This is a genomic window from Micromonospora sp. NPDC048842 (assembly GCF_040649935.1).
Classification (GTDB): Bacteria; Actinomycetota; Actinomycetes; order Mycobacteriales; family Micromonosporaceae; genus Micromonospora; species Micromonospora hortensis.
On the sequence record NZ_JBEZGK010000013.1, the window covers coordinates 125,464 to 152,311 of the forward strand.

At 71.6% G+C, this 26,848-nt stretch carries 27 protein-coding genes; 11 read left to right on the forward strand and 16 right to left on the reverse strand.

Annotated elements, in window-relative coordinates; translation table 11 throughout:
- Positions 1–83 precede the first annotated feature (83 nt).
- Both AB0C19_RS19980 and AB0C19_RS19985 read right to left on the reverse strand, forming a co-directional pair.
- On the reverse strand, positions 84–674 hold the full coding sequence (locus tag AB0C19_RS19980; protein WP_357187352.1) for a DUF1684 domain-containing protein: 591 nt from the start codon (positions 672–674) through the stop codon (positions 84–86).
- Positions 675–707: 33 nt separating this feature from the next.
- Positions 708–1,277, reverse strand: a complete 570-nt coding sequence (locus AB0C19_RS19985; RefSeq protein ID WP_357187354.1) for a WHG domain-containing protein — start codon at positions 1,275–1,277, stop codon at positions 708–710.
- 60 nt (positions 1,278–1,337) lie between these two features.
- Here AB0C19_RS19985 and AB0C19_RS19990 point away from each other — a divergent pair, with 60 nt between their 5' ends.
- The gene (locus tag AB0C19_RS19990; RefSeq protein WP_357187357.1) at positions 1,338–1,826 is read left to right on the forward strand and encodes an FBP domain-containing protein; all 489 of its coding nucleotides are present in this window, start codon (positions 1,338–1,340) and stop codon (positions 1,824–1,826) included.
- A gap of 61 nt (positions 1,827–1,887) precedes the next feature.
- Here the strand turns inward: AB0C19_RS19990 and AB0C19_RS19995 are convergent, their stop codons facing one another.
- On the reverse strand, positions 1,888–2,421 hold the full coding sequence (locus tag AB0C19_RS19995; protein WP_357187360.1) for a GNAT family protein: 534 nt from the start codon (positions 2,419–2,421) through the stop codon (positions 1,888–1,890).
- A 156-nt stretch (positions 2,422–2,577) separates the two neighbouring features.
- Between AB0C19_RS19995 and AB0C19_RS20000 the strand changes: the two genes are divergently transcribed.
- Together AB0C19_RS20000 and AB0C19_RS20005 are read left to right on the forward strand one after the other, a co-directional pair.
- Positions 2,578–3,060 (forward strand): MarR family transcriptional regulator, encoded by a 483-nt coding sequence (locus AB0C19_RS20000; protein ID WP_357187363.1) that lies wholly within the window; start codon positions 2,578–2,580, stop codon positions 3,058–3,060.
- A 10-nt stretch (positions 3,061–3,070) separates the two neighbouring features.
- Complete coding sequence (locus AB0C19_RS20005; protein WP_357187366.1) at positions 3,071–4,057, forward strand: pirin family protein; 987 nt, start codon at positions 3,071–3,073, stop codon at positions 4,055–4,057.
- Between the two features lie 64 nt (positions 4,058–4,121).
- Here AB0C19_RS20005 and AB0C19_RS20010 read toward each other — a convergent pair whose 3' ends face one another.
- Positions 4,122–4,250, reverse strand: coding sequence for a hypothetical protein (locus AB0C19_RS20010; protein ID WP_256441970.1), 129 nt, complete (start codon positions 4,248–4,250; stop codon positions 4,122–4,124).
- A gap of 134 nt (positions 4,251–4,384) precedes the next feature.
- Between AB0C19_RS20010 and AB0C19_RS20015 the strand changes: the two genes are divergently transcribed.
- On the forward strand, positions 4,385–5,974 hold the full coding sequence (locus AB0C19_RS20015) for a phospholipase D-like domain-containing protein (protein WP_357187369.1): 1,590 nt from the start codon (positions 4,385–4,387) through the stop codon (positions 5,972–5,974).
- On the opposite strand, the gene AB0C19_RS20020 is transcribed toward AB0C19_RS20015, so the two are convergent.
- Positions 5,923–6,672: a hypothetical protein gene (locus AB0C19_RS20020; protein ID WP_357187372.1), complete on the reverse strand. Its 750-nt coding sequence runs from the start codon at positions 6,670–6,672 to the stop codon at positions 5,923–5,925. The two genes, AB0C19_RS20015 and AB0C19_RS20020, sit on opposite strands and share 52 nt — an antisense overlap.
- Before the next feature lie 386 nt (positions 6,673–7,058).
- On the opposite strand from AB0C19_RS20020, the gene AB0C19_RS20025 reads away from it, so the two are divergent.
- Positions 7,059–7,883 carry a SigB/SigF/SigG family RNA polymerase sigma factor gene (locus AB0C19_RS20025; protein WP_091401616.1) on the forward strand — a complete coding sequence of 275 codons (825 nt, stop codon included), beginning with the start codon at positions 7,059–7,061 and terminating at the stop codon, positions 7,881–7,883.
- 125 nt (positions 7,884–8,008) lie between these two features.
- Here the strand turns inward: AB0C19_RS20025 and AB0C19_RS20030 are convergent, their stop codons facing one another.
- The 3 genes from AB0C19_RS20030 to AB0C19_RS20040 are packed head-to-tail and all read right to left on the reverse strand — an operon-like array spanning position 8,009 to position 10,782.
- The gene (locus tag AB0C19_RS20030) at positions 8,009–8,599 is read right to left on the reverse strand and encodes a GNAT family N-acetyltransferase (RefSeq protein ID WP_357187376.1); all 591 of its coding nucleotides are present in this window, start codon (positions 8,597–8,599) and stop codon (positions 8,009–8,011) included.
- The gene (locus tag AB0C19_RS20035; RefSeq protein WP_238682901.1) at positions 8,596–10,107 is read right to left on the reverse strand and encodes an APC family permease; all 1,512 of its coding nucleotides are present in this window, start codon (positions 10,105–10,107) and stop codon (positions 8,596–8,598) included. The genes AB0C19_RS20030 and AB0C19_RS20035 overlap by 4 nt, the downstream gene beginning before the upstream one ends.
- A 48-nt stretch (positions 10,108–10,155) precedes the next feature.
- Positions 10,156–10,782 carry a GPP34 family phosphoprotein gene (locus tag AB0C19_RS20040; protein ID WP_357187380.1) on the reverse strand — a complete coding sequence of 209 codons (627 nt, stop codon included), beginning with the start codon at positions 10,780–10,782 and terminating at the stop codon, positions 10,156–10,158.
- 183 nt (positions 10,783–10,965) lie between these two features.
- Here AB0C19_RS20040 and AB0C19_RS20045 point away from each other — a divergent pair, with 183 nt between their 5' ends.
- From AB0C19_RS20045 to hrpB, 3 genes are read left to right on the forward strand one after another with little or no spacing between them, the layout of a single operon-like run.
- On the forward strand, positions 10,966–11,790 hold the full coding sequence (locus AB0C19_RS20045) for a helix-turn-helix transcriptional regulator (protein ID WP_357187489.1): 825 nt from the start codon (positions 10,966–10,968) through the stop codon (positions 11,788–11,790).
- Between the two features lie 41 nt (positions 11,791–11,831).
- Positions 11,832–12,032 (forward strand): DUF397 domain-containing protein, encoded by a 201-nt coding sequence (locus tag AB0C19_RS20050; RefSeq protein ID WP_355423608.1) that lies wholly within the window; start codon positions 11,832–11,834, stop codon positions 12,030–12,032.
- Positions 12,033–12,060: 28 nt separating this feature from the next.
- Positions 12,061–14,601 carry an ATP-dependent helicase HrpB gene (gene hrpB / locus AB0C19_RS20055; RefSeq protein WP_357187384.1) on the forward strand — a complete coding sequence of 847 codons (2,541 nt, stop codon included), beginning with the start codon at positions 12,061–12,063 and terminating at the stop codon, positions 14,599–14,601.
- An 8-nt stretch (positions 14,602–14,609) separates the two neighbouring features.
- Here hrpB and AB0C19_RS20060 read toward each other — a convergent pair whose 3' ends face one another.
- On the reverse strand, positions 14,610–15,335 hold the full coding sequence (locus AB0C19_RS20060; protein WP_355007193.1) for a protein phosphatase 2C domain-containing protein: 726 nt from the start codon (positions 15,333–15,335) through the stop codon (positions 14,610–14,612).
- A 273-nt stretch (positions 15,336–15,608) separates the two neighbouring features.
- Here AB0C19_RS20060 and AB0C19_RS20065 point away from each other — a divergent pair, with 273 nt between their 5' ends.
- On the forward strand, positions 15,609–18,218 hold the full coding sequence (locus AB0C19_RS20065; protein WP_357187387.1) for a glycoside hydrolase family 9 protein: 2,610 nt from the start codon (positions 15,609–15,611) through the stop codon (positions 18,216–18,218).
- A gap of 65 nt (positions 18,219–18,283) precedes the next feature.
- On the opposite strand, the gene AB0C19_RS20070 is transcribed toward AB0C19_RS20065, so the two are convergent.
- On the reverse strand, positions 18,284–18,940 hold the full coding sequence (locus AB0C19_RS20070) for an HAD family hydrolase (RefSeq protein ID WP_357187390.1): 657 nt from the start codon (positions 18,938–18,940) through the stop codon (positions 18,284–18,286).
- Positions 18,941–19,074: 134 nt separating this feature from the next.
- Between AB0C19_RS20070 and AB0C19_RS20075 the strand changes: the two genes are divergently transcribed.
- Together AB0C19_RS20075 and AB0C19_RS20080 are read left to right on the forward strand one after the other, a co-directional pair.
- Complete coding sequence (locus AB0C19_RS20075; protein WP_357187393.1) at positions 19,075–20,004, forward strand: hypothetical protein; 930 nt, start codon at positions 19,075–19,077, stop codon at positions 20,002–20,004.
- A 111-nt stretch (positions 20,005–20,115) separates the two neighbouring features.
- Positions 20,116–21,366, forward strand: coding sequence for a DUF222 domain-containing protein (locus AB0C19_RS20080; RefSeq protein ID WP_357187396.1), 1,251 nt, complete (start codon positions 20,116–20,118; stop codon positions 21,364–21,366).
- A 4-nt stretch (positions 21,367–21,370) separates the two neighbouring features.
- Here AB0C19_RS20080 and AB0C19_RS20085 read toward each other — a convergent pair whose 3' ends face one another.
- From AB0C19_RS20085 to AB0C19_RS20110, 6 genes are read right to left on the reverse strand one after another with little or no spacing between them, the layout of a single operon-like run.
- Positions 21,371–21,628: a UBP-type zinc finger domain-containing protein gene (locus AB0C19_RS20085; protein ID WP_238682894.1), complete on the reverse strand. Its 258-nt coding sequence runs from the start codon at positions 21,626–21,628 to the stop codon at positions 21,371–21,373.
- Positions 21,625–23,196 (reverse strand): Na+/H+ antiporter, encoded by a 1,572-nt coding sequence (locus tag AB0C19_RS20090; protein ID WP_357187399.1) that lies wholly within the window; start codon positions 23,194–23,196, stop codon positions 21,625–21,627. The genes AB0C19_RS20085 and AB0C19_RS20090 overlap by 4 nt, the downstream gene beginning before the upstream one ends.
- Before the next feature lie 38 nt (positions 23,197–23,234).
- Positions 23,235–24,200 carry a TIGR03885 family FMN-dependent LLM class oxidoreductase gene (locus AB0C19_RS20095; RefSeq protein WP_357187402.1) on the reverse strand — a complete coding sequence of 322 codons (966 nt, stop codon included), beginning with the start codon at positions 24,198–24,200 and terminating at the stop codon, positions 23,235–23,237.
- A 52-nt stretch (positions 24,201–24,252) separates the two neighbouring features.
- Entirely contained in the window at positions 24,253–25,668 is a 1,416-nt protein-coding gene (locus tag AB0C19_RS20100) for an NADP-dependent succinic semialdehyde dehydrogenase (RefSeq protein ID WP_357187405.1), read from the reverse strand.
- Between the two features lie 12 nt (positions 25,669–25,680).
- Positions 25,681–25,944: a DUF6343 family protein gene (locus AB0C19_RS20105; RefSeq protein ID WP_091401582.1), complete on the reverse strand. Its 264-nt coding sequence runs from the start codon at positions 25,942–25,944 to the stop codon at positions 25,681–25,683.
- Between the two features lie 52 nt (positions 25,945–25,996).
- Positions 25,997–26,815 carry an NmrA family NAD(P)-binding protein gene (locus AB0C19_RS20110; RefSeq protein WP_357187409.1) on the reverse strand — a complete coding sequence of 273 codons (819 nt, stop codon included), beginning with the start codon at positions 26,813–26,815 and terminating at the stop codon, positions 25,997–25,999.
- Positions 26,816–26,848 lie beyond the last annotated feature (33 nt).

Here is a 26,848-nt window from a genome sequence, read left to right on the forward strand (position 1 = left end):
CCCCGCACGGATCGATGACGTCGACAGTAGGCGTTGAACGCGACTTGAGGTCAACCCGCGCGACGCCACGGGGATCGAGCCGATCAGTAGGTCGGGTACGTCAGCTCGCCGGCGCGGATGTCGACCTCGACCCGGTTTTCCGGTGGTGCCAGCGGGCAGGCCCAGCGGTCGTCGTACGCGCAGCTCGGGTTGTAGAGGTAGTTGGCGTCCAGCCGGACCCGGTCGCCGGGCAGTAGCTCGACGCCCCGGCCGAAGGTGCCCTTCACCGTGTCGGTGAGGTACCGGCCTCCGCCGTAGCTCTCCCGCCCGCAGGTGCCGTCGCGCAGCGGAACGAACAGCCCACCCCCGTACGCCTCGATCCACCACATGGTCAGCGGCCCCCACTGCGTCTCGGCAACCGCCACCCGCCGGTACGCGATCACCCCGTCCGGGCCGCCGGTGTCGATGCGCAGCTCGCCGCTGGCCGGTCGCAGGGACGCCTCGACCACGGCCTCGGGATTGGGCGGGAAGTAGCGCACCCCGGTGAAGTCCTGTCGCTCCGCCACGGGGATCGGGCTCTGCGGGTGGGTGGCGAAGAGTTCGTCGCGGCCGGCGCGGAAGCCTTCCAGGTCGACGTCGGACAGGTACAGCCGGGCCACGCGCTCCCGCCAGTCGGCCAACTCCAGATCATCCACGCCACCGAGCCTATGCCTCGGCTCTGCGGTGGCTCAGCGCGACGGCCAGTTGGTGAGGACGGCGTCGAGGGCGTCCAGGGTGCGCGACCAGGAGTCGTCGGTGGGGCGCGGGGTGTGCCGGAAGCTGCCGGTCTTCTCCAGGCTCACGAACCCGTGGAACGTGCTGTGCATCATCCGCACCGCGTCGGTCTGGTCGGGTTCGGAGAGCCGATAGCCGCGCAGGATCGCCCGGGTCATCTCGGCGTGCCGGACGCCCGCGCTCGCGGCGGCGGTCTCCGGGTCCAGGTCGATCTGCATTGCCGCGTAGCGACCCGGGTGCTCTTGCGCGTAGTCGCGGTACGCGTTGGCGAACGCCACCAGCGCATCCTTGCCGGCCCGGCCGGCGAGCGCGGCGGCGACCCTGTCGGCCAGCTCCGCCAGTGCCAGCAGGGCGATCCTGACCCGCAGTTCCTGCGCGTTCTTGAGGTGGAAGTACAGGCTGGCGTCCTTGACCCCGAACTGGCGTGCGAGCGCGGCGACAGTGACGTTCTCCACGCCCACCTCGTCGGCCAGCTCGGCCGCCGCCAGTGTCAGGCGCTCGACTGTCACCCCGGCACGTGCCATGCAGCACACTCCAAACCTAGCCGTAATAATCGCTTGCCTAGGAGGGCTAGGCTACTACCTATGTTGGCCCTTACCGAATCCGTCATCCGCGCGTCCTTCGTCAATTGCAGCAAGGGCGAGGCGAAGCGGCTGGCCGTACCGAACGATCTTGAAATGCGTCAGTGGGACGACCTCGACTTCCTCGGCTGGCGGGATCCCTCCGCGCCGCAGCGGGCCTACCTGGTCGCCGAGACCGACGGCAAGCTGGCCGGGGTGGTGCTGCGGGCCGCGACGCACCAGATGGGGCGCGTGCGACACAGCATGTGCTCGTTCTGCCTGACCACCCACCTCGGCGGTGGCGTCTCGTTGATGACCGCCCCCAAGGCCGGTCCGAGCGGACGGCAGGGCGACTCCGTGGGGACGTACCTGTGCTCCGACCTGGCCTGCTCGCTGTATCTGCGGGGAAAGAAGCACGCCGGGCCCCCCGCGCCCGAGCCGCTGCCCCTGCCGGAGCGGATCGACCGCGTCAGGACCGCCCTGGCGACCTTCCTCCACAAGGTCACCGAGTGACGGTTCGACACGACCTGCGCGGCCGGAGTCGAAGCGGGTTCTGGCCCCGGTCCGCCTCCGGCTAGCGGTCGGTGGCCAGGCGGGCGTGCAGGTGCTCGTCGTAGCGGCGGCCGTCGCCGTACCGGTACGACTCGCGCAGGGTCCCCTCGGCCGGGTAGCCGGCGCGGTCGGCGACCCGGCAGGACGCCGGGTTGGCCACCGCGTGACACAGCTCCACCCGGTGCAGCCCGAGATCCGCGAAAGCCCAGTCGGTGAGCCGGACGACGGCACGCACCGCCACCTGACGCCCCCGCGCGGCGGGCACCGTCCAATAGCCGATGGACGCGTCGCCGTCGTGGATGCGGTGCAGCGACACCGAGCCGAGCAGTTTGCCGTCGGCCGCCGCGGTGACCGCCATCGAGGCGTGGCCACCGGTGGACCAGTCGGCCCGGCGACGTACCCAGAGCAGCGCGACATCGTCGTCGATCGGGTCGCCACCCTGCGGGTTCCACTGGGCGATCGCCGGGTCCCGGAGGGCGTCGCGCACCGCCGGGGCGTCCTCGTCCCGCCAGGGGCGCAGCAACAGGTCGGCGGCGGAGAGTTCCACGTGTTCCACGAGGCCGGAGTCTGGCACAACCCAAGACCTGCGCGCCGCCGGATTAACGCAGGTTTCCTTCAAAGCTGCACGATCCGCCGCTCGGACGCCAGGAAGTGACGCAGACGACCTTCAACGTCGGTACTTAAATTTTGAAAGAGTGCTATCGTCGTGGGCATGACCGAGAGCCTGGACAGCACCCGAGAGGCCGCCTGGCGCGCCTACATCGAGGCCAGCCAGCGTCTCTACACCCAGTTGGAAGAGGATCTGCGGGTCGACAGCGACCTCAGCTTCCCCGACTACCACGTGCTGGTCCTGCTCTCCGAGGCACCCGGGCAGCGGCTCCGGATGGGCGAGCTGGCCAGCCGGTTGATCTTCTCGCCCAGTCGCCTCACCTACCAGGTCTCCTCCATGCAGCGTCGTGGCATGGTCAGCAAGGAGCCCTGCCCGGACGACCGGCGCGGCAGCGAGGCGGTGCTCACCGCCGCCGGGCTGCTCGCCCTGCGGGAAGCCGCACCCCACCATCTGGCGTCGGTGCGTACCCATCTCATGGACGACCTCGACGACGCCGAGGTCGCCTGCCTCACCCGGGTCTTCGACCGGCTCGGCGAGCGCCTGCGGGCATCGCGGGTCAGCTCGACCACCCCCGCTTCACGCTAGGAGCCTCGACATGCCCGCGATCACCGTCGACAACGTCCTCGTCCTGCCCCGCCTGCCCCGGCTCGACGAGGCCACCACGATCCGTCCGGTCCGCACCGTGACCACGGCGCCCAGCGGCTTCGAGGGCGAGGGCTTCCCGGTCCGTCGCGCCTTCGCCGGGGTGGCGACCACCGACCTGGACCCGTTCATCCACCTCGACCAGATGGGCGAGGTCGACTACGCGCCGGGCGAGCCCAAGGGCACCCCGTGGCACCCGCACCGCGGCTTCGAAACCGTCACGTACATCATCGACGGCGTCTTCGACCACCAGGACTCCAACGGCGGTGGCGGCACCATCACCGACGGCGACACCCAGTGGATGACGGCGGGCAGCGGCCTGCTGCACATCGAGGCGCCGCCGGAGCACCTGGTGATGAGCGGCGGGCTCTTCCACGGCACCCAACTGTGGGTCAACCTGCCCCGCTCGGCCAAGATGAACCCGCCCCGCTACCAGGACATCCGAGGTCGGGAGTCGGCGCTGCTCACCACGCCCGACGGCGGCGCGCTGATCCGGGTCATCGCCGGCGAGGTCGCCGGGCACCGCGGCCCGGGTTCGACCTTCACCCCGATCACCATCACGCATGTCACGGTGCAGCCGGGCGCGCAGGTCGACCTTCCCTGGCGGCCCGACTTCAACGCCCTGGTGTACGTGCTGGGCGGTCGCGGCACTGTCGGCACCGACCGGCGGCCGGTGCGTACCGGCCAGCTCGCCGTGCACGGCCCCGGTGACGCGCTGCGGTTCAGCGCCGACACCGCGCAGGACAGCAACACCCCGGCACTGGACCTCTACATCATGGGTGGTCAGCCGATCCGGGAGCCGGTGGCACAGTACGGCCCGTTCGTGATGAACACCCGGGACGAACTGCTCAAGGCGTTCGAGGACTTCCAGGCCGGCCGCCTCGGCGTGATCCCCACCGAGCGGCTCCCGCACACCGGCGGCCAGGGCACCAGGCCCTGACCACCGCCGACCGCTGAGTTCGGCGCCGACGCCTCCGGTTCAGCCCGGGGGCGTCGGCGCCACCTCAGGAGACCGCAAAAATCCCGGCAACACCCAGAATTACCATCACCAACACCGCTACCAGCGCACCCCGTTCGCTCTCCACCGCCGGCTCGCGGTTCTCGGTCACGGGATTCGTCGTGTCGCGGGGCATGGTGTGGCCTCCTCGGCTGTTGTCGCGTCGCTTCCGATGGCGTTGGCCAGGTCACCGGTCTGGGGGCCTGGCGTGCGGACCCGCGTCGGGGGTCCTACCGTGAGGACGTTGCCGACCTCCAGGGGGGCTGGACGGTGCTCTTGCAGGACTGGTTCCTCACCGCTGAGGAACGCGCCAACCCGGTCTCTGGCATACCCGTGTGGACCACGGGAAACCTCGCCGAGCCGTTGATTCACGGTGCGGCGTACTTCGACCGACTGGTCGACGAGGTCGAGGCCCTGGGGCCCGGCGACCACCTGTTCTTCACCGACTGGCGTGGTGACCCGGACCAGCGACTGCGCCCGGACGGGCCGACGGTGGCCCAACTCTTCGCGCAGGCCGCGCAGCGTGGTGTGGTGGTCAAGGGGTTGATCTGGCGCTCGCACCTCGACGTCCTGGCCTACAGCGAGGCCGAGAACCGCGACCTCAGCGAAACGATCTCGGCAGCCGGTGGCGAGGTGCTGCTGGACCAACGGGTCCGGCGCGGCGGCTCGCACCATCAGAAGCTCGTGGTGCTGCGGCACCAGGGCGCGCCGGAGCGGGACGTCGCCTTCGCCGGCGGGATCGACCTGTGCCACAGCCGCCGCGACGACGCCGCGCACCACGGCGACCCGCAACCGGTGCAGATGTCCCCCCGGTACGGACCCAATCCGCCCTGGCACGACGTGCAGCTCGCGGTGCGCGGTCCGGTGGTCGGCGCGTTGGACACCCTGTTCCGGGAACGCTGGACCGACCCGATGCCGCTGGACTCGGAGAACCCGATGGCCTACCTGCGAGACCGGCTGCGCGGCTCGGACCTGCGCCCCGACCCGCTGCCCGAACAGCCGGCCGATCCGCCGCCCTGCGGTCCGCACCAGATCCAGGTGCTGCGCACCTACCCCGCCGTCCGCCCGCGTTACTCGTTCGCACCCGACGGGGAGCGGACCGTGGCCCGGGGTTACACCAAGGCGGTACGCCGGGCCCGCCGGCTCATCTACCTGGAGGACCAGTACCTCTGGTCCGCCGAGGTCGCGGACCTCTTCGCGCATGCTCTGCGGGACAATCCGGACCTGCACCTGATCGCCGTCGTCCCCCGCCACCCGGACGTGGACGGCAAGCTGGCGTTGCCGCCGAACATGGTCGGGCGCGAGCAGGCGCTGTCGCTGTGCGAGCGGGCCGCACCGGACCGGGTGCACGTGTTCGACGTGGAGAACCACGCCGGCGACCCGGTCTACGTGCACGCGAAGGTCTGCGTGGTCGACGACGTGTGGGCCAGCGTGGGCAGCGACAACTTCAACCGGCGGTCCTGGACGCACGACAGCGAGTTGTCCTGCGCCGTGCTCGACGACACCCCGGACCAGCGGGAGCCCACCGACCCCGCCGGGCGGGGCGACGGCGCGCGGAGCTTCGCCCGGGACCTGCGACTGCGGCTGTGGCGCGAGCACCTGGACCGCGACCCGGACGGCGCGGACGACACCGACCTACTGGACCCGGCCGACGCCGTCGCGGCCGTCACGGCCGCCGCCGACGCGCTGCAGCAGTGGTACGACGACGGCCAGGTGGGAGAACGGCCGCCCGGGCGGTTGCGCCCGCACCGCCCCGAGCGGCTGCCGTGGTACACCAGGGCCTGGGCGCTGCCGGTGTACCGGCTGGTCTACGACCCGGACGGCAGGCCGCTGCGGGCGAGACTGGCCGGCACCTGGTGATGCGGTCGGGCCGGCTCCGGCGCGGCGACCCCGTGCACGCTCAGGCCGCCGGGGTAGGCGAACGACGAGCGCGGTGAGTAGTAGCCGAAGCCGATGGTCAGCGGGTTGGCCGGGCGCAGCGCGTACATCGGGTGGCCGGGCTGGAGGAACTCCACCGACTCGATCTCGAACGGGGCGACCGGCTCGGCGACGAACGGGTAGGCCGAGCTGATCAGCTGGCCGTCGCGCCGGGTGAAGTAGCGGTGGTGCCCACTGCTGATCACGTGACCGGTCTCCCCCACCCGACATCGGGCCCGGATCAGCGGCGTGCCGTCGATCTCCGTCTCGGAGACCAGGTCCTCGCCGTTCACGTCGATCCGGGTGCGCCCGGCGATCACCGGGGCGCCGCGAGCGACGGCGTACTCACGGACCCGCCGACTGGAGGCCACGTAGTGGGTCCACCAGCCACCGGCGTTGAGGCCGCCGGGCGCGTCGACGCCCAGCAGTGAGACTCCGAGGTAGGTCAGCGAGTACGCGCCGAAGCCGGAGGTCTGCGTCTCGTCGTCGACGATGTACTGGTTCAGGAAGACCTGCCGGTCGGGACGGGGACAGAGCCCCGGCGGGACCAGCGCGGCGACCGCGTCGGGATCGGCCGGCAGCCAGCTGAAGTAGAGGGTGCGACTGTTCACGACAAGCTGGGGAGCGGCTGGATCGAGCACGGTGCCTCCGAACCGGGTGTGTACACGCGACGCTACGGCCGGTCCCACCAGCGGGACAAGGACGGATAGTCGACACTCCTGGCGACTTGTCGGATTTCATGTTGACCAGTCGACGCGCCCGTGGGCCGATCGGCCGGACCGGCCGGCCGACCGGGCAGCGGACCGCAGCGGACGGTAGCGGGAACAACGGGTAAGGATCCTCACAACGCACCTGGATTCCGCGCCATTTGCCCGTTTTATGGTTCAACACACCTTAAGTACATCAACCTTTCGGCTAGATTTCTGGGAGACGATCAGGTTAAGGTGACTCCCGAACGGCCTATTGAAAGCTAAACCAAAGCGTCACGTCTTTTTTGTCAGCGGACGAGGTGCAGGGAGGACCACCCATGACCGCGCCAACGATCACCGAGCAGCCGAGCGCAGCCGTCAAGGCCACCACCAAGCTCGACCCGCGCGCTCTCACCGACAGCGCCGCCGACCTGCTCAACGCGATGGCGGCGCTGCCCGCCAACCACCCGTCACGCGCCGCGCTGCGGGACCGGGCGATCGAGGCCTGGCTGCCGCTCGCCAACCACCTGGCCCACCGCTACAGCGGGCGCGGCGAGCCGAACGACGACCTGGCGCAGACCGCCGCTATCGGCCTGATCAAGGCCATCGACAAGTTCGACCCCGAGCGCGGTGTCGACTTCGCCGGTTACGCGATCCCCACCATCATCGGCGAGCTCAAGCGGCACTTCCGGGACCGCACCTGGGACATCCGGGTGCCCCGCCGGCTCCAGGAGCTGCGGCTGGCCATCTCCGACGCCAACAGCTCGCTCCTGCAGACCCTCGGCCGCTCGCCGACGGTCGCCGACATCGCCGCGCACCTCAAGCTCACCGAGGAAGAGGTGCTGGAGGGCCTGGAAGGCGCCCGCGCGTACAACGCGGTGTCGCTGTCCACCCCGACCGGCGACGGCGAGCGCGCCACCGAGCTGGGCGACATGCTCGGCGGCGAGGACAGCGAGTTCGAGCTGGCTGAGCTGCGGGTCGCCCTCGGCCCGGCGCTGGCCACCCTCGACGAGCGCGAGCAGAAGATCCTCACGCTGCGCTTCTACGGCAACCTGACCCAGTCGCAGATCGCCGACCAGATCGGTGTCTCGCAGATGCACGTCTCGCGGCTGCTGACCCGGGCGCTGACCAAGCTGCGCGGCCAGCTCGACGGCACGTACTGATCAGTTGACGAGCGGAGGGCCGGGTCCATTGGACCCGGCCCTCCGCTCTTGTCAGTGTTGTCAGTGCTGTCACGTGAGCGTGACAGTGCGACCACAGGACGTGCTGGTCGCGTCGACCGACCGGCTCAGCGCCCGGCCGGCTCCCGCCACATCGGCCAGAACGGCGTCCCGTCGGGCACCCGGAACGGCTCGCCGGCCAGGTAGCCGTGCTTCGCGTACAGGTCCCGGCTGCGCGGGCTGCTCGCTTCCAGGTACGCCGGCATCCCGTTGGCGTCCAGCCAGGCGTGGTGGTGGCGCATCAGCGCGCTCCCCAAGCCCTGCCCCTGCCGGTCGGGCCGGGTCGCCAGGAACGCGAGGTGGTGGTGATCCGGATGCGGGTGGTTCGCCGCGAACAGCTCGTCCAGGTGCTGGAACCGGTCGGTCCACTCGCCGCAGGCGGCGGCCAGTCGGGCGTCGTAGTCCGCCGGGGGCGGCGCCGGCTCACCGACCGACGGAAACCAGACCGCGACCGAGGCCCGGTCCGCTGTGGCGTGGACGATGCCGTGCCGCATCGCGTGTCCGACCAGGATCTCGAAGTCGCCGGCCAGTACCGCCTCCCGCTTACTCGGATCGGGGACCAGCCAGTACGTCACCTCCAGGACGGTGAACGCCTCGGCGATCCGACCCGCCACGAGAGTGGTCTCCTCCGGCCCGAGTTGCTCGATGACCACGCTCATCGGGTCACCTCCACGGCGGCCGGCGCCTCCGGCTTGACGGCGGCCGCGGCGCTCGCCGCCCCCAGGCCGATCCGGGCGTACGTGTCCGGGCGGTTGCTGCGCAGCAGAAGAGCCCAGCCGATGCCCAGCAGGGCGGCCACCGGGTACGCGGCGGGCAGCGCCCAGCGCAGCGTCGAGTCCGGCGCGACGCCGAGCAGGTTGGCGAAGTTCGACACGGCCAACCAGATGATCACGAAGAGCGCGATGGTGGCCAGGCCGGGCGCGATGGCCCGTCGCCAGAGGTTCTCGCCCCCGGCGGAGCGGGCGAAGTAGGCGATCACCGCCACCGAGGTGGTGGCGATCAGCAGCAGGACACCGAAGCCGCCGGTGGTGCCGACCCAGAAGAAGAGCTGGACCACCGGATCCCAGCCGTTGATGGCGTACAGCAGGATGACCAGGAGTCCGAGGACGCTCTGCGCCACCGAGGCGGCCCGCGGCGCCCCGGTACGGGCCGAGGTCTGCCCGAAGACCGCCGGCAGCACCCGCTCCCGACCGAGCGCGAAGGTGTAGCGAGCAGTGGTGTTGTGGAACGAGATCATCGCGGCGAGCACCGAGGTCAGGAAGAGCACCTGCCCGATGGTGACCGCGGTGTCGCCGAGGTGCGCGGCGGCCAGGTTGAAGATGAGCCCGACGCTCTGCTCGCCGGCCTCGGCGACGATCTGGTCCTGCCCGACAGCGACGGTCATGGTCCAGGACGACAGCGCGTACAGCCCGGCGATGATCGCCACCGAGAGGTAGGTGGCCAACGGCACCGTCCGCTTCGGGTCCTTGCTCTCCTCGCTGAAGACCACCGCCGACTCGAAGCCGACGAAGCCGAGTACGGCGAGCACCAGCACCGCGCCGACACCCGGCACGAAGAGGTTGTCCGGTGAGAACGGGGCGAAGCTGACCCCACCGTCGGCCGGGTTGCCGAGCTGTCCCAGGTCGAAGACGAGAACCACCACGATCTCGGCGACCAGCAGCGCGGCCAGGACCATGCCGTTGAGGTCGACCCGGAGCAGGCCGAGCAGGCCGACCAGCGCCCACGCCACCAGGGCCACGACGGCCCAGTGCGGGTGCCCACCGAAGAGCCGGTCGAGCACCGGCTCGGCCGCCACGCCGATGGTGCCGTACAGCCCGACCTGCAACGCGTTGTACGCGATCAGCGCGACCCAGGCGGCGCCCACGCCGGCCGGTCGGCCGAGGCCACGGGAGATGTAGGCGTAGAAGGCGCCGGCGTTCTCCACCCGGCGGGACATCGCCACGTAGCCCACCGAGAAGAGCGCGAGCACCGCGGCGATCAGCAGGAAGGCCAGCGGGATGCCGGTCACCCCGATGACGCCGTAGCCGGTGGTGACGACGCCGGCCACCACTGTCAATGGCGCGGCGGCGGAGAGGACGAAGAAGATCACCGAGGGGATGCCGAGGCGGCCTCGGGCCAGGGCTTCGGAGACGTTGCTGGGTCGGTCGACTGTCGATGTCGGGGGCATACGACTACTCCGATTGACGAGGGGAGGGTTGGGGGTTACCGGAGGGGATCAGGGGATGCCGCGCAGCACGGCGGCGCCGACGGCTGCCTCGGTGTGCCCGACGAGTTCCTTGAGTGGCGCCGGCAGCGCGGGGATGAGGACGTTCAACCTGTGGTGCGCGCGGGGGCCGGCGCTCCACAGCACCTCGCGGGTCAGCCCCGCGGCCACGACCAGGCCGAGCAGCAGGGCGTCCGGCACGCCCGGCGGGTCCGGCCGGTCCAGCAGGGCCCGCAGCCGGGTGGCCGGCCAGGCCACCGCGTTGAGGTCGATCGGCAGGTAGCTGACCGAGGTACGCAGCAGCCGGCGACTCTCCTGGCGGCGCAGCACCCCGGCGCGGGCCAACCGCTCCCCCACCGAGGTCGTGGCGCTCTGCGCCAGGAAACTCAGCCAGGTACGCAGCTCCCGGTGCTGGGACTCCCCGACCAACTGGTCCAGCACGGTGTGCGCCAGGGCATCGGCTGGCGGGCGCCGGTCGATGACGGTGATCTGCCCGGCCGTGACCGTGATGTGTCCATAAAGGATCAGCTCGCCGAGGAGCCCGCCGGCCAGCCCCAACCCGGTCGCCGCCGGGTGCAGCTTGGCCTTGCCGCGACTGTCGTTGTGTGCGATCAGGAAGAACTCGTCGGCGATGAGCAACGGTCCTCCCGCACAGGTATGTCCACAGTGATCGCGACCGGGAAAGGATGCACCGACAGCTACTGCAACGCAACTCCCAGATTCGAAAGTTGCACTCCGTGCATATGCGACCTGCGGATCTTGTCGTGGCAGACTCGGACGGTGACCGCCACCCCCGCCATCCGACCCGCCGCCAGCCCGACCGTGCGGCGACGCCGCATCGCCCGGGAACTCCGCCAACTTCGGGAACGCGCGGGCATGACCCTCGATGTGGCAGCCCGTCAGCTCGACATGTCGAAGAGCAACCTCTCCCGGATCGAGACCGCGCAGATCGGCATCAAACCGCGTGATGTCCGGGCCGCCCTCGCGCTGTACCAGGTGACCGGTTCGGATGCCGAGGCGCTGATCGAGATCGCCCGCGGGGCACAGCAGCGCGGCTGGTGGCAGAACTACAGCGACGTGCTCCCCGAGTGGTTCGAGTTCTACGTTGGGCTGGAGGCCGAGGCGGCGACGCTGCGCACGTACGAGGCCGAGTCGGTGCCCGGGCTTCTGCAGACCGAGGCGTACGCCCGGGAGATCTTCCGGCGCACCGCCGGTGAGGACGGTCTGGAGCGCAAGATCGCCGCCCGACTGCGCCGACAGGAGGTGCTGCGCCGCGAGGAGCCGGTCGATCTGTCGGTGATCCTCAACGAGGCGGTGCTCCTGCGCCCGGTCGGCGGCGCCGCGGTGATGGCCGAACAACTGGTCCACATGAGCCGGATCGCACAACTACCCAACGTGACAATCCAGGTACTTCCCTTCACCGCTGGAGGGCATCCCGCGATGAGCACCCCGTACGTGATCCTCAACTTCGCCGATGCCGCCGACGCGTCAGTGGTTTACCTGGATAACCTCACGATGGGGCTGGCTCTGGAGGAAGCCGATCATGTGCTCGGGTATAGCCTTCTGCACGAGGAGCTGTGCCGGATGGCGCTCGATCCGACGGCGTCGTTGACCCGTCTTGAGCATGCTTCTCGTAACTTTGCGTGACCGCTTCTGCGGCACGCCGACGCAGACGAGAGGTACCGCGGATGACGGCGTACGACCTGACCCGAGCGGACTGGCGCACCAGCACGCGCAGCAGCGGCAACGGCAACTGCGTGGAGGTCGCGACAGTCGATGGTCAGGTCGCCGTCCGGGACAGCAAGGACCGCTCCGGTCCGGTGCTCGCCTTCGGTGCGGCAGCCTGGCGGGCCTTCGTGCTCGGCGTCGGCGAGGTCCGTCGCTCCTGACGCACCCGCCCCGGTGCGAGACTGGGCCGTGCTCTCCGACGTAACAGTTGACCTGCCGGTCCGTCCGGTGCTGCCGGCGCTTGTCGCGGCACTCGACGCGGCCGGCGCCGGTGTGCTGGTGGCCCCGCCGGGCACCGGCAAGACCACCCTCGCGCCGCTGGCCGTGGCCGACCGGGTGACCGGTCGGGTGGTGATCGCCCAACCCCGCCGGGTGGCGGCCCGTGCCGCCGCCCGGCGCATGGCCGAGCTTCTCGGCGAGCGGGTCGGTGAGCGGGTCGGCTACGCGGTACGCGGCGAGCGCCGGGTCGGCCCGGCCACCCGGATCGAGGTGGTCACCACCGGCCTGCTGGTCCGCCGGCTGCACCACGACCCGGAGCTCCCCGGCACGGGTGCCGTGCTGCTCGACGAGTGCCACGAACGCCAACTCGACGCCGACCTCGCGCTGGCCTTCACAGTGGAGGCGCGTGCCACCCTCCGGCCGGATCTCTGGCTGCTGGCGATGTCGGCGACCCCGGACACCGGCCGGTTCGCCGCGCTGCTGGGCGGGCCCACCCCGGCACCTGTCGTACGGGCCGACTCGGCGTTGCACCCGGTGGAGCGGATCTGGGTGCCCCCGGCGCGCCCGATCGCCCCGCCCGGGGCCGGGCCGGTGGACCGGGCCCTGCTCGACCACGTGGCCGCCACCGTCCGGCGGGCGCTGCGCGAGCACGACGGCGACGTGCTCGTCTTCCTGCCCGGGGCCGGCGAGATCGCGGCGGTCACCGGCCGGCTCGCCGACCTGCGGGACGCTGTCGCGCTGCTGCCGCTGCACGGCCGTCAACGCGGCGCCGAGCAGGACGCCGCGCTGCGTCGCGCGGACCGACGGCGGGTGGTGCTGGCCACCGCGCTGGCCGAGACCAGTCTGACGGTGCCGGGTGTGCGGATCGTTGTGGACGCCGGGCTGTCCCGGGTGCCCCGGATCGACCTGGCCCGCGGGCTGGGCGCGCTGGTCACAGTGCCGGTCTCCCGCGCCGCCGCCACCCAGCGGGCCGGCCGGGCCGGCCGGGAAGCCCCCGGGTACGTCTACCGCTGCTGGTCGGCGGCGACCCACGAGCGGCTGCCCGCCCGTGCCGAGCCGGAGATCGCCACCGCCGACCTGACCGGCTTCGCGTTGGAGCTGGCCGCCTGGGGCCGACCGGACGGCGTCGGGCTCGCGCTGCCCGACGCGCCGCCGGCCGCCGCGATGACAGTGGCCCGGGAAACCCTGGAGACCCTGGGCGCTGTCGACGCCGACGGTCGGATCACGGCGCGGGGGCGGTCGATCGCCGCGGCCGGGGCGCACCCACGGCTGGCCCGGGCCCTGCTCGACGGCGCCGGCCGGGTCGGCGCCGACCGAGCCGCCGAGGTGGTCGCCCTACTCGCCGAGGAGAGCGCTGCCGGCCCCGGCGACGATCTGGTCGCCGGTTGGCGTCGGCTGCGCGCCGGCGTGGACGCGGGCGCGACAGCCCGTTGGCGCACCGAGGTACGCCGGCTGCGGGCCGCGCTACCTGCCGACGCCCCGCCGAAGAGCCGCGCCCACGCCACCGGCCGCACCGGCTCGGGTGGACTGAGCGACGATCTCGCCGCCGGGCTGCTCGTCGGTCTGGCGTACCCGGAACGGTTGGCCCGGGTGCGGCGGCCGGGCGGTTCCGCGTACCTGATGACCGGCGGGACCGCCGCGGAGCTGGCGGCCGGCTCGGGGCTGACCGGGTCCGACTGGCTGGCGGTGGCGGTCGCGGACCGCACCCCCGGCGCGCCGTCGGCCCGCATCCGCCGGGCCTCCCCGGTGGACGAGGCAACGGCCCGGGAGGCGGCCGGTCCGTTGCTACGCACCGGCCGCGAGGTCGGCTGGTCGGACGGGGACGTGGTGGCCCGGGAGGTGACCCGGCTGGGCGCCATCGAGCTGGTCCAGCGGCGGTTGGACCGGCCGGACCGGGCGGAGGTGGCCGCCGCGCTGCTGACCGGCCTACGCCAGGACGGGCTGAGCCTGTTGCAGTGGACGCCGGCGGCTCGGGCGCTGCGCGAGCGGCTCGCGTTCCTCCGGCACCAGCTGGGCGAGCCGTGGCCGGAGGTCGGCGACGACTCGTTGCTCGACGCCGCGCCGACGTGGCTGGGCCCGGAGCTGGCCGCCGCGCGACGCCGGGCCGACCTGGCGCGAGTGGACGTGTCGTCGGCGCTGCGTCGGCTGCTGCCCTGGGCGCAGGCCGCCCGCCTCGACGAGCTGGCCCCGGAGCGGATCGAGGTGCCCAGTGGTTCTCGGATCCGACTGGACTACGGCGACCCGGCCGCGCCGGTGCTCGCCGTGAAGCTCCAGGAGACGTTCGGCTGGCCGGCAGCGCCTCGCATCGCCGACGGTCGGGTGCCGGTGCTGCTGCACCTGCTCTCCCCCGCCGGCCGGCCGGTGGCGGTCACCGCCGACCTGGCGTCGTTCTGGCGTACCGGCTATCCGCAGGTCCGCTCGGAGCTGCGCGGGCGCTATCCCCGGCACCCGTGGCCGGAGGATCCGGGAACGGCGACACCCACCCGGCACGCCACGCCACGTCGGCGCTGAGCGCCGGTCTACTCCTCGACGACGTCGGCCACCACGACTGTGACGTTGTCCGGCGCGCCGGCGTGCAGGGCCAGGTCGATCAGCTTGGCGGCGCAGGCGTCCCGGTCCGGATAGCCGCTGAGCACCTCGGTGAGGGTGTCCGGGCGAACCACGTTGGAGAGGCCGTCGCTGCACAGCAGCCACCGGTCGCCGGCCCGGGGCACCATCGTCGCGTACGACGGGGAGACCTCTTCGCCCTGCAACGCCTGGGTGACCACGGCCCGACGCGGGTGGCTGCTGGCCTGGTCGGCGGTGATCACGCCCTGATCGACCAGCATCTGCACGAACGTATCGTCCCTGGTGACCTGCTTGAGCACGCCCTCGCGGAACAGGTAGGCCCGGGAGTCGCCGACGTGCGCGAGCGCCAGGCAGCTGCCGGTACGGGCGAAGAGCAGGGCGGTCAGCGTGGTGCCCATGCCCTGGCGCTCGGGATCCTCGGCGACCGCCTGTCGGATCCGGGAGGTGGCCAGGGCGATGCCACCTTCGAGCGCGGCCACCAGGGCGTCCTCGGGTGTCTCCAGGTCGAGCGGGGCGACCGCGTCGATGGTGAGGGCGCTGGCCAGGTCGCCGGCGGCCATCCCGCCCATGCCGTCGGCGACGGCGACGAGCCAGGTGCCGGCGTGCAGGGCGTCCTGGTTTCCGCTGCGGATCAGCCCACGGTCGCTCGTTCCCACGGAACGCAGCTTCAGGGTCATGGGAGGCAGCCTGCCAGGCGAAGGGCGCAGTTGTCTCTAGGAGATCAGGACGACGGCGCGTGGCGCGGCCAATCTCACGTCCGGGTGGCGGCGCGTCGGCGCGCGCGCTCGAGCTGACCGCCCTCGTCGGACGCGGAAACCCATCCAACCAGATCAATTGACATGACGTACCGGCACTGGAAACATCGAGCCGATACCTGGGAGCGCTCCCAGCTCCCGTCGCATCATCGTGCCACCGCCACCGTCCCACTTTCCGTCCCGGAAGGACTCCCCGTGACGCCATCCCGACGCCGCCTCCTGTTGGCTGCGGCGACCACTCTGGCCCTCACCGGCGCGGGCGCCGGCGCGGCCCACGCCGACCCACCACCGGACGCCCCCGAGCAGATCGACAACGGCGACTTCAGCGCCGGGGTGAGCCCCTGGTTCTCCTTCGGCACCGGCGCGCTGGCGGTCACCGACGGCCAGCTCTGCACCACAGTCGCGGGCGGGCTGGCCAACCCGTGGGACGCCGGCATCGGCCAGGACGGTGTGCCGCTGATCGCCGGCGCCGAGTACACCCTCGGCTTCGCGGTCTCCGCCACCCCCGGCGCCGCGGTCAAGGCCGTGTTGCAGCTTGGCAGCGCCCCGTACACCACGTACGCGGCAGTGGACGCCACAGCGACCGGCACCCTCCAGCGGGTCGAGCAGACCTTCACCGTCCCGGACGACAACCCCAGCGCCCAACTGATCTTCCAGGTCGGCGGTTCCGCCCAGGCGCAGACCATCTGCCTGGACGACGTCTCGCTGCGCGGCGGCGAGCCGCCCGAGCCGTACGAGCCGGACACCGGGCCACGGGTGCGCGTCAACCAGGTCGGCTACCTTCCCGGCGGCCCGAAGAACGCCACTGTCGTCACCGAGGCCACCGCAGCGCTGCCCTGGCAGCTACGCAGCGCCGCCGGTGCCGTCGTGGCCAGTGGCACCACCACCGCCCGCGGTGTGGACGCCGCCTCCGGGCAGAACGTGCAGACTGTCGACTTCTCCAGCTACCGCACTCCAGGCACCGGGCTCACGCTCACAGTGGACGGCGAGACCAGCCACCCGTTCGACATCTCCGGCGCCCTCTACGACCAGCTGCGCTCCGACTCGTTGCAGTTCTTCTACGCCCAGCGCAGCGGCATCGCCATCGACGGTGACCTGATCGGCGACGAGTACGCCCGACCCGCCGGCCACCTCGGCGTCGCCCCCAACCAGGGCGACACCAACGTGCCCTGCCAGCCAGGTGTCTGCGACTACTCCCTGGACGTGCGCGGCGGTTGGTACGACGCCGGCGACCACGGCAAGTACGTGGTCAACGGCGGCATCGCCACCTACCAATTGCTGAACACCTTCGAGCGGACCAGGACGGCGGCCACCGCCAACGGCGGCGCGGAACTCGCCGACGGCACGCTGCGGGTGCCCGAGCGAGACAACGGGGTGCCGGACATCCTCGACGAGGCCCGCTGGGAGCTGGAGTTCCTGCTGCGCATGCAGGTGCCCGCCGGCAAGCCGCTCGCCGGCATGGTCCACCACAAGATCCACGATCAGAACTGGACCGGGCTGCCCCTCTCGCCGCAGGACGATCCGCAGCCGCGCGAGCTGCACCCGCCGTCGACAGCTGCCACCCTCAACCTGGCCGCCACCGCAGCCCAGTGCGCCCGGCTCTTCGCCCCCTACGACGCGGCGTTCGCGACCCGCTGCGGCACTGCCGCGAAGACCGCCTACGCCGCGGCCAAGGCCCACCCGGCGGTGTACGCCAGCCCGACCGACGGCACCGGCGGCGGCGCGTACGACGACAGCAACGTCACCGACGAGTTCTACTGGGCGGCGGCCGAGCTGTACCTGACCACCGGGGCGCAGAACTACCTGGCCGACCTGACCGCCTCGCCGCACCACACCGGAAACGTGTTCGACGCACGGGGCTTCGGCTGGCAGAGCGTGGCCGCGTTGGGCCGCCTCGACCTTGCCACAGTGCCGAACGGGCTACCCGCCGTCGACCTGGCCCGGGTTCGCGCCTCGGTCACCGCCGCCGCCGACACGTACCTCGCCGAGCTGCGCCGGCAGGCGTACGGGCTGCCGATGCCCGGTGACGCCAACAGCTACTTCTGGGGCGGCAACAGCAACGTCATCAACAACGCCGTGGTGCTGGCCACCGCGTTCGACCTGACCCGCAACCCCGTCTACCGCGACGGCGCCGTACAGGCCATGGACTACATCCTTGGTCGCAACGCCCTGAACATCTCCTACGTCACCGGGTGGGGAGAGCACGCCGCGCAGAACCAGCACAGCCGGATCTTCGGCCACCAGCTCGACCCGAACCTGCCCCGACCGCCCGCCGGCTCCCTCGCCGGTGGCCCGAACGCGGCCCTCCAGGACCCGTTCGTGGCACAACTGCTGGCCGGTTGCGAGCCGATGTTCTGCTACGTCGACGACATCAACTCGTACTCGACAAACGAGGTGGCGATCAACTGGAACTCGGCGCTGACCTGGATCTCCTCGTTCCTGGCCGACCAGGGTGACGCCGGCGCGGTGCCGGCCACCACCTGCACGGCGCGCTACACCAACTACGGCGCCTGGCAGGGCGGCACCGGGTTCACCGGGCAGCTGACCATCCAGAACACGGGCACCGCGGCCATCAACGGCTGGAGCGTGCGCTTCGCGTTCACCGGTGACCAGCGGGTACGCGAGGCGTGGCTGGCGAAGGTCGCCCAGTCCGGCGCGACGGTGACCGCGCGCAACGAGTCGTACAACGCCAAGATCGCACCCGGCGGCACTGTGACGTTCGGTTTCAACGCGACGACGGGCGGCGGCGCCAACCCGGGCCCCGGCCTGGTCACTGTCAACGGGGCGGCCTGCTCGCTGACCTGACCGACGCCCTGGTGCCCGCCCGGGGAGGGGCGGGCACCAAGACCGCACGACGCGCGGCCGGCGGGTCAACCGCCGGCCGCGTTGTGCTTCGCCACCAGGCTCGGGAGTTCGTCCAGTGAGTCGATCCGGAACAGGCACCGCTCGGCCACCGTGGAGGGGTCGAGGATGTGTCCCCACGGACCGCGTCGGATCAGGCACGTCTTCATGCCCGCCTCCAGGGCCGGGCGCACGTCGTTGTCGGGCCGGTCGCCGACGTACAGGATCGACGACGCGACACCGCCGCCCGCGGCGACGACCCGCTCGAAGAACGCCGGTGACGGCTTCGCCACACCCCACCCGTGCGATGTGCCGATCACGTCCACCGCAAGGTGGAGATCGCGCAGGGTCGCCTCTGCATGAGCTGGCTGGTTTCCGGCCAGGCCCACGAACAGGCCCTGGTCCTTCAAGGACTCCAGGCACCCCCGCGCGTCCGGGTAGAGATCCTCCTCGGCGAACGACTCCGGCTGGCCGGCAGCCTCGCGACGCTGTAGCTCGATGGTGAGATCGAAGTCGGGCCGAAAGACCCGGAACGTTTCCTGATAGTCGAGACCCCGGGCGATCACCGCGCCGAAGACCGCCGAGAAGGTGTGCCGGGGCACCCCGAGCCAATCGGCCCAGGCAGCGAACTCGCGGGACTCGTCGAGAATGGTCCCGCCAACATCGAAGATGACAGTGTCAATCATGTCCGTCCCCCGTTGACGCTCGCACCGTCGGTGAAGCATAGACGGGGGTACGCACGACCAGCGGGCTTCGACGATCAAGCCGGACGCGCAGCAAACCGGTGGATCAGACGCGCCGAGTGAGCCATGGTGACGCGATGGATGACGGTGATCTGGCTCATGGTGATCCAACTGGCGCGGAGCGTCGGGTGTGGGCGGCGATGCCGGCGGGGTCCCGCAGCGCACTGTCCGGGATGTCCGGCGCGGACCTGCGCAGTCTGCTGTTGAGCGTGGCCCGCGACCGGGTGGCGACCACGCGACCGTCCGAGGTGGTACGACGGTGGCGCGAGGACCGCTTCGTCCGCCCGGCCCGTGCCGACCCGCGCGTGCTCGCGCGGGTGGAGGCCCGGATGTGGCAACTGCTGCCCGCCGACGTCGCCGGGGTGGAGCTGTCGCCGGTCGTACCGGTCGGCACCTGCTCGGCTGTCGCACCGATCAGCCAGAACAGGATCGTCACCACGATGCGCGCCAGCGAGGTGCTGAGCGATCCCACAAACGCCCTCGCCATCGAGGCGGCCGTACGTCGCCGCCGAGAGAGCGAGGTGCACCTGGCCGCTGCCCATCGGGTGCTGCGGGCGCAGGACTTCGGCGGCGACGCGTCGGCGCACTTCCGGCTCTTCGCCCTGGTGTCCAGCGCCCGGGACACTGGCTCGGGCGACACGCAGGCCCGGTTGCTGGTCCGGCATCTCACCTACTGGCGGACCGTCCTCGCCGAGCTGGCACCGACCGCCGCGCCTCGGCTGCACGTCACCACCTTCGACGATGAGGTCGTCCGGGAGCGGCTGGCCGACACCGTCCGACCGGCACTCGACGCAGGTGTGGTGCCGCTCGTGGACGAACCGGAGCGGTCTCGCGGTCGCGGCTACTACACGGGCTGCGCCCTGCGGATCACCCTCCTGGACGGCAGCCTCGAGATCGGCGACGGAGGCCTCACCGACTGGACCGCCCGGCTGAGCGGTGACGCGAAGGAGCGCTGCCTTGTCTCCTGCCTCGCCACCGAACGTCTCGTCGACGGCATCAGCCGCTGAGCCCGGCCTCGGCGAAGGCCACAGTGGGCGCCCCTTTGCCGCTGCCGGATGCCGGTGAGCTTAACCTGCGACCGAGCCAGAACTGTCGTACACCTGTTCTATTGTCGGTCCATGTTGGAGGAGTTGGCGCAGGCGGAGGCGGCGGTCGCCGACTGCCTCGACGCGCCGGCGTGGGCTCTTCCGGCGCACGACCTCGTCGCGGCAATCGACGCCACGCACCGACTCGAGCAACGCCTGGCCGCGGTCAAGCTGGCCCTCGTGCGGGAGCTGGACGGTCGAGGCATCGCGACCGCGCAGGGCGCGTCGTCGACAGCCGTGTGGCTGCGGGACCGGTTGCGCCTCAGGGTCGGTGCTGCCCGGCGGCTGGTCGAGTTGGCTGCGACGCTCGTCGCCGCCCCAGCCGCCGTGCGGGACGCGTTGGCCAACGGGGAGGTCGACGTCGAGCAGGCGCGGGTCATCGCCGGCACTGTCGAAACCGTCCACACCGCCGCCGGGGCAGAGGCCGCCGACAGGGCGGTCGGCGTCCTCGTCGGCTGGGCGGCGCAGTTCGACGCCACCCTGCTGCGCAGGCTCGGCACCCGCATCCTCGATCACGTCGCCCCAGAGGTCGCCGACGCGGCCGCCGAAGCGGCGCTGCGGGCCGACGAGTCGCGCGCCGCCCGCGACCGACACGTCACGATCAGCGAACAGACCGACGGCCGGCTACGCCTCACCGGCATCCTCGATCCAGAGGCTGCCGCGCTGCTCCGCACCGCCATCGGCCCTCTCAGCGCACCCACCGGGCCGGACGAAACACGCACCGCCGGGCAACGCCGCCACGATGCCCTCGCTGATGTCTGCCGACTCGCCCTGCGCGGTGGCGAACTCCCCGACCATGGCGGCGACCCCACCCAACTCGTCGTCACCACCAGCTACGACGGGTTGGCGCGGCAGCTGGGCACCGGCGCTCTCGACACCGGCCCGCATCTCACTCCCGCGGCTGTGCGCCGGCTTGCGTGCGACGCCGCCGTCCTACCCGCTGTCCTCGGCGGCGCCGGCCAACCACTCGACGTCGGGCGACAACGCCGGCTCATCACCGGCCCGCTACGCCGCGCCCTGGTGCTACGTGATCGAGGCTGTGCCTTCCCCGGCTGCGACCGCCCACCGCGCTGGTGCGACGCCCACCACATCCGACACTGGGCCGACGGCGGCGACACCAGCCTGGCCAACGCCGTCCTGCTCTGCGGCCACCACCACCGGCACCTTCACCGTGGTGAGTGGGCCGTCCGGCTCGGCGGCGACGGTCGCCCCGAGTTCGTTCCGCCGGCATGGCTGGACCCCGAACAGCTCCCCCGCCGCAACCAGTACCACCTACGGACGTGACCTCTCAGCCGATCTCCTCGTCGACGAAGCACCAGCGCCAGGCCTCTCCCGGCTGCGCCGAGCGGATCACCGGGTGGCCGGTGGACGCGAAGTGCTTGCTCGCGTGCTGGTTCGGCGACGAGTCACAGCAGCCGACCTGCCCACAGCTCAGGCAGGTGCGCAGGTGCACCCAGTAGGTGTCGCCGGTGGCGACGCAGTCCGCGCACTCGTCAGGGGTACGCGGCTCGGCGGCACCGGCCTCGGTCAGGTGCTGACAGCTCACTTCTCAACCTCTCGCAGCAACGACTCTTCAAGGTCCAGGTCACGGTAGGCCTGCACCAGCACTTCCTCAGGGATCCGACCGGAGTCCCGGGCCGCCCGGAACACGTCCCGCTCGGCGTCGATCATCTCCTGCCGCAGCCGACCGTACGCCTGCGACGGGGTCTCCCGCTCGTCGCCGCCGAGTCGTTCCCACGCCATGTTGGTGCGGTCCTCCACCGCTCGGCGCAGCCGGTCCACCACCGCATCGGGTGCGCTGTCGGCCAACTCGTCGAGGCGGTCCTGCGCGGCCTTGCTGGCCTGCTGCTGCACGGCGGCCGCGGAGAGCGCGTCCTGCACCGGGTCGTCCTGCGGCAGCTTCAACCGGCGGGCGACCAGCGGCAGGGTGGCGCCCTGGCCGACCAGGGTGAAAACGATCACGGCGAAGGCCAGCCAGATCAACAACGCCCTGGGGTACGGCTCGTCGCCGGCCAGGGTCAGCGGCAGAGCCAGCGCGGCGGCCAGGGTCACCACGCCCCGCATACCGGCCCAGCCGATGATGATCGGGAACTTCGGCGACGGCCGGGCGTCACGGCGGCGGACCCGGGGGACCAACCGGGCCAGGTAGGTGGCCGGAAAGAGCCAGACGAAGCGGGTCAGGAAGACGGTGGCGAGCACCGCGAAGGTGATCAGGACGAGCGAGCCGATTGGCTCGTCGAGGTCGCGCAGCACCTCCCGCAGTTGCAGCCCGACCAGCAGGAAGACCAGGCCCTCCAGCAGGAAACGGACCAGCCGCCAGAACGCGCCGATCTGCAACCGGGACGCCGCCGACAGCAACTGGGGCAGCTTGTGCCCGAGCACCAGACCGGTGACGACCACAGCGACCACACCGGAGGCGTGCAGGTGTTCGGCGGTGAACACCACAGCGAACGGGATGATCAGCGACAGCGCGTTGTCCAGCAACGGGTCGGTGATCCGCCGATGCAGAAAGCCGAACACCAGCGCCCCGAGCGCCCCGATCAGGATGCCGCCCCCGGTGGATCGCAGCACCTCGATGGCGATCTTGTCGGCGCCGACGGTCGAGCCGACGGTGGCCATCGTCGCGACCCGCAGCAGGACGAGCGCGGTAGCGTCGTTGACCAGGCTCTCGCCCTCCAGGATGGTGACGACCCGGCGGGGCAGCCCGACCCGACGGGCGACGGCCGTGGCGGCCACGGCATCCGGCGGGGCGACCACCGCGCCGAGGGCGAGGCAGATCGCGAACGGCAGCTGCGGCAACAGCAGGTGCAGCACCAACCCGACCACGAACGCCGTGAACAACACCAGGCCGACCGCGAGCAGCAGGATCGGCCGGATGTTGTTCTTGAACGCCGGCACCGAGGTCTCCAGCGCGGCCACGTAGAGCAGCGGCGGCAGGATGCCGACAAGCACCAACTCGGGGTCGAGTTCGATCTGCGGGAAGCCTGGCACGAACGAGAGGGCCAGACCGAGGACGACCAGCACGATCGGCGCGAGCAGACCGAGCCGGCGGGCCAACGCGGCGCCCAGGGTGGCGATCGCCAGGAAGACGACGACCGGAAACAGGCTTTCCATGGGGTACGAGCCTAGGGGAACGCCTGTTCGGGCCTCGATCAGCCGCCCGGGCGCAGCTTCGGCAGCACCTCCGCGCCGAACGCGTCGATGAAGCCGCGCTGCTCCTGCCCGACGTGGTGCAGTGCGATCTGGTCGAAGCCGAGCTGCGCGTACTCCTCCAGCCAGCCGACGTGGCGGCCCAGGTCCGCCGACACGTTCACCACCTCGGCGACCCGCCGCGCCGGCACGTCGGCGGAGACCACGTCGAAGTGTTCGACGGTCTCCAGGTCCCAGCAGACCGGCGGGGCGAAGACGTTGCTGCGCCACTGGTCGTACGCGAGAGCCTCGGCCTCGGCCTGCTCCCTCGCCCAGGAGACGTGCACCTGGAGGTGCAGCGGCCCGCGTCCGCCAGCGTCCCGGTACGCGTCGATCATTTCGCGCAGGTGCTCCACCGGGGCGTTGACGGTGATCAGCCCGTCCGCCCATTCGGCGCACCAGCGGGCGGTGGCCACGCTGACGGCGGCGCCGACAAGCGCGGGCGGCTGCTCGGGACGGGTCCACAGCCGGGCCCGATCCACCCGGACCAGGCCGTCATGGCTGACCTCCTCGCCGGCCAACAGGGCCCGGATCACGTCCACGCACTCGCGCAGCCGGGCACTGCGCACGTCCTTGCGGGGCCACGGGTCGCCGGTGATGTGCTCGTTGCTGGCCTCGCCGGTGCCCAGAGCCGCCCAGAACCGGCCCGGGTACATCGCGCCGAGGGTGCCGATCGCCTGCGCGATGATCGCCGGGTGGTACCGCTGACCGGGCGCGTTGACAACGCCGAACGGCATGCCGGTGGCCTGCAACGCCGAGCCCAGCCAGGACCAGGCGAAGCCGGACTCGCCCTGCCGGGCGCTCCACGGGGAGAAGTGGTCGGAGCACATGGCGGCGTCGAAGCCGGCCCGCTCGGCGTGGATCACCGCCTCCAACAGGGCGCGTGGACCGATCTGCTCATGCGAGGCGTGAAAACCGAACGACGTCATGGGCACACTTCCTACCCACGACGGCACCGGCTGACGCGTGCCGCGCCCCGAACTACTCGGCGTGCGCGCCAGCGCCGGCCGAGGCGGCGCCCTCGCCTACCCAGACCGTCTTGGTGTTGCAGAACTCCCGCATGCCCAGCGCCGACAACTCCCGCCCGTACCCGGAGTTCTTCACACCGCCGAACGGCAACTCGGGGTACGAGGTGGTCATCCCGTTGATGAAGACGTTGCCGGCGTCCAGGTCGGTGGCGAAGCGCTCCTGCTCGGCCGGGTCCCGGGTCCAGGCGTTCGAACCGAGGCCGAAGCTGGTGCCGTTGGCGACCTCGATCGCCTCCTCGTACGACGAGACCCGGAACAGGCCGGCGACCGGGCCGAAGACCTCCTCGGACCACATCCGCATCTGCGGGGTGAGGTCGGTGACCACTGTCGGCGGGTAGAACCAGCCGTCGCCGCTCGGCGGCTCGCCACCGCAGAGCACCGTCGCGCCGTTGTCGGCAGCGTCGCTGACCTGGGCGTGCACCTCGTCGCGGCCACGCTCGCTGGCCAGCGGCCCGACGTCGGTGTTCGGGTCCATCGGGTCGCCGACGCGCAGCGCGGCCATGTTGGCGGCGAACTTCTCGGCGAAGGCGTCGAACACGTCGGTGTGCACGATGAACCGCTTCGCGGCGATGCAGGACTGGCCGTTGTTCTGGCAGCGGGCGGTGGTGGCCACCTCGGCGGCCCGGTCCACGTCCGCCGAGGGCATCACCACGAAGGGGTCGCTGCCGCCGAGTTCGAGGACGGTCTTCTTGAGCTCCCGCCCGGCGATCTGCGCGATGGACCGGCCGGCGGGTTCGCTGCCGGTCAGCGTCGCGGCTCGTACCCGGGGGTCGCTGAGGATGTGGTCGACGGCCTCCGAGTCGACCAGCACCGTGGTGAAGGCCCCCTCGGGGAAGCCTGCTCGTCGGAACACGTCCTCCAGCAGCAGCGCGGTCTGCGGCACGTTCGAGGCGTGCTTGAGCAGGCCGGTGTTGCCGGCCATCAGCGCCGGGGCGGCGAAGCGCATCACCTGCCAGAGCGGGAAGTTCCACGGCATGACCGCGAGCACCACGCCGATCGGCTGGTAGCGGATGAACGCCCGGATGGCCTTCACGGCGTCGGCGTCGGCGGGCTCGTCGGCGAGGAACGCGGGGGCCTTGTCGGCGTAGAAGCGGGCGGCGGTGGCGCACTTGGTCACCTCGGCCTGCGCCGCGACGTACGTCTTGCCCATCTCCGTGGTCATGATCCGGGCGATCTCGTCGCGCTCGGCGTCCAGCAGGTCGGCCGCGGCGTTCATCCACTGGGCGCGCTGGTCGACGGTCGTCGCCCGCAGCTGGTGGAACGCGAGGTCGGTGCGCTCGATGGCGTCGTCGAGTTGCTCGGTGGACATCGCCTCATAGGTCTTGAGCACCTGTCCGGTGGCGGGGTTGGTGGTGGCGATGTGGGGCATTGCGTCCTCCTGTCACTCGAACAACGAGTGTCGTACGCCCGGCTCCTCGCGGCGGCGGGCGGCGCGGCGGCGCTGGATCACGACCAGGTCGACCACGGCGACCACGGCGAAGATCGCGCAGAGTACGCCGAGCCAGGCGATGCCGGCCCAGAACGCCAGCACCGCGAAGAGCACCATGATCACCAGCCCGAAGCTGGCGAGGGTGAGCCGAAGGTTCAACGCGCTGTTCGCGTGGCCGACCGTGCCACGGGCGCGCCGGGGCTGCGATCTCGTCATGCCCAGGGACCTACCCCCGATCGCCAGCGTTAACCGGTCTCGGACACGTCGGTCAGTCGCGCCAGGCACCGCGCGACGCCGCCGCGGCGGCGTACGCCGAGAAGTCGCGCGGGTCGCGACCGGTCAGCCGGCGGACGGTGTCGGTGGGCTCCGCGTGGCCGAGGTCGCGCAGGGCCGCGAAGGCCGCGATCTGTTGCTCGATCTCCTCGGCGGGGACGCCCAGCGGACCCAGCGCGGCCCGGTAGTCGTCAGCCGTGCCGAGGTGGCGCACCGGTCGGCCCGCCGCTCGGCTGATGGTCTCGGCTGCCTCAGCGAAGGTGATCGCCCGGGGCCCGGTGACCTCGTGGACCTGGCCGGCGTGCCCGGGCTGGGTGAGGGCGGCCACCGCGACGGCGGCGATGTCGTCGGCATCGACGAACGCCTGGCGCGCCCCGCCGACCGGCACGGTGATCTCCCCGGCCAGCACCGCCTCCCGGAACACTCCCTCGTCGAAGTTCTGGTCGAACCAGTCCGCTCGCAGGATCGTCCAGTCGGCGCCGGCCTCGCGTACCGTCCGTTCCGCGGCCAGCAGGCGCTCGTCGCCCATCGTCTCGATCGCCCGGCTGGACAGCAGCACCACGTGCCGCACCCCCTGCTCGACTGCCAACCGGACGAGGGCCGGCTCGACAGGCTGGCCGTCCGGTGCCATCAGGTAGGCACCGGACGCGCCCGCCAGCGCGGGCGCCCACGTCGACTCGACCGACCAGTCGAAGCGCACCGGGCCGTTGCGGGAGGCTGCGCGGACCCGGACGCCCAGCGCCCGCAGTCGGTCGGCCACCCGTCGCCCGGTGGTGCCCGTCGCACCGAGCACGAGAATCGCTCTGTCGGCCATGCCCCGAGTAGAGCATCGACCCCCGACAGGTTC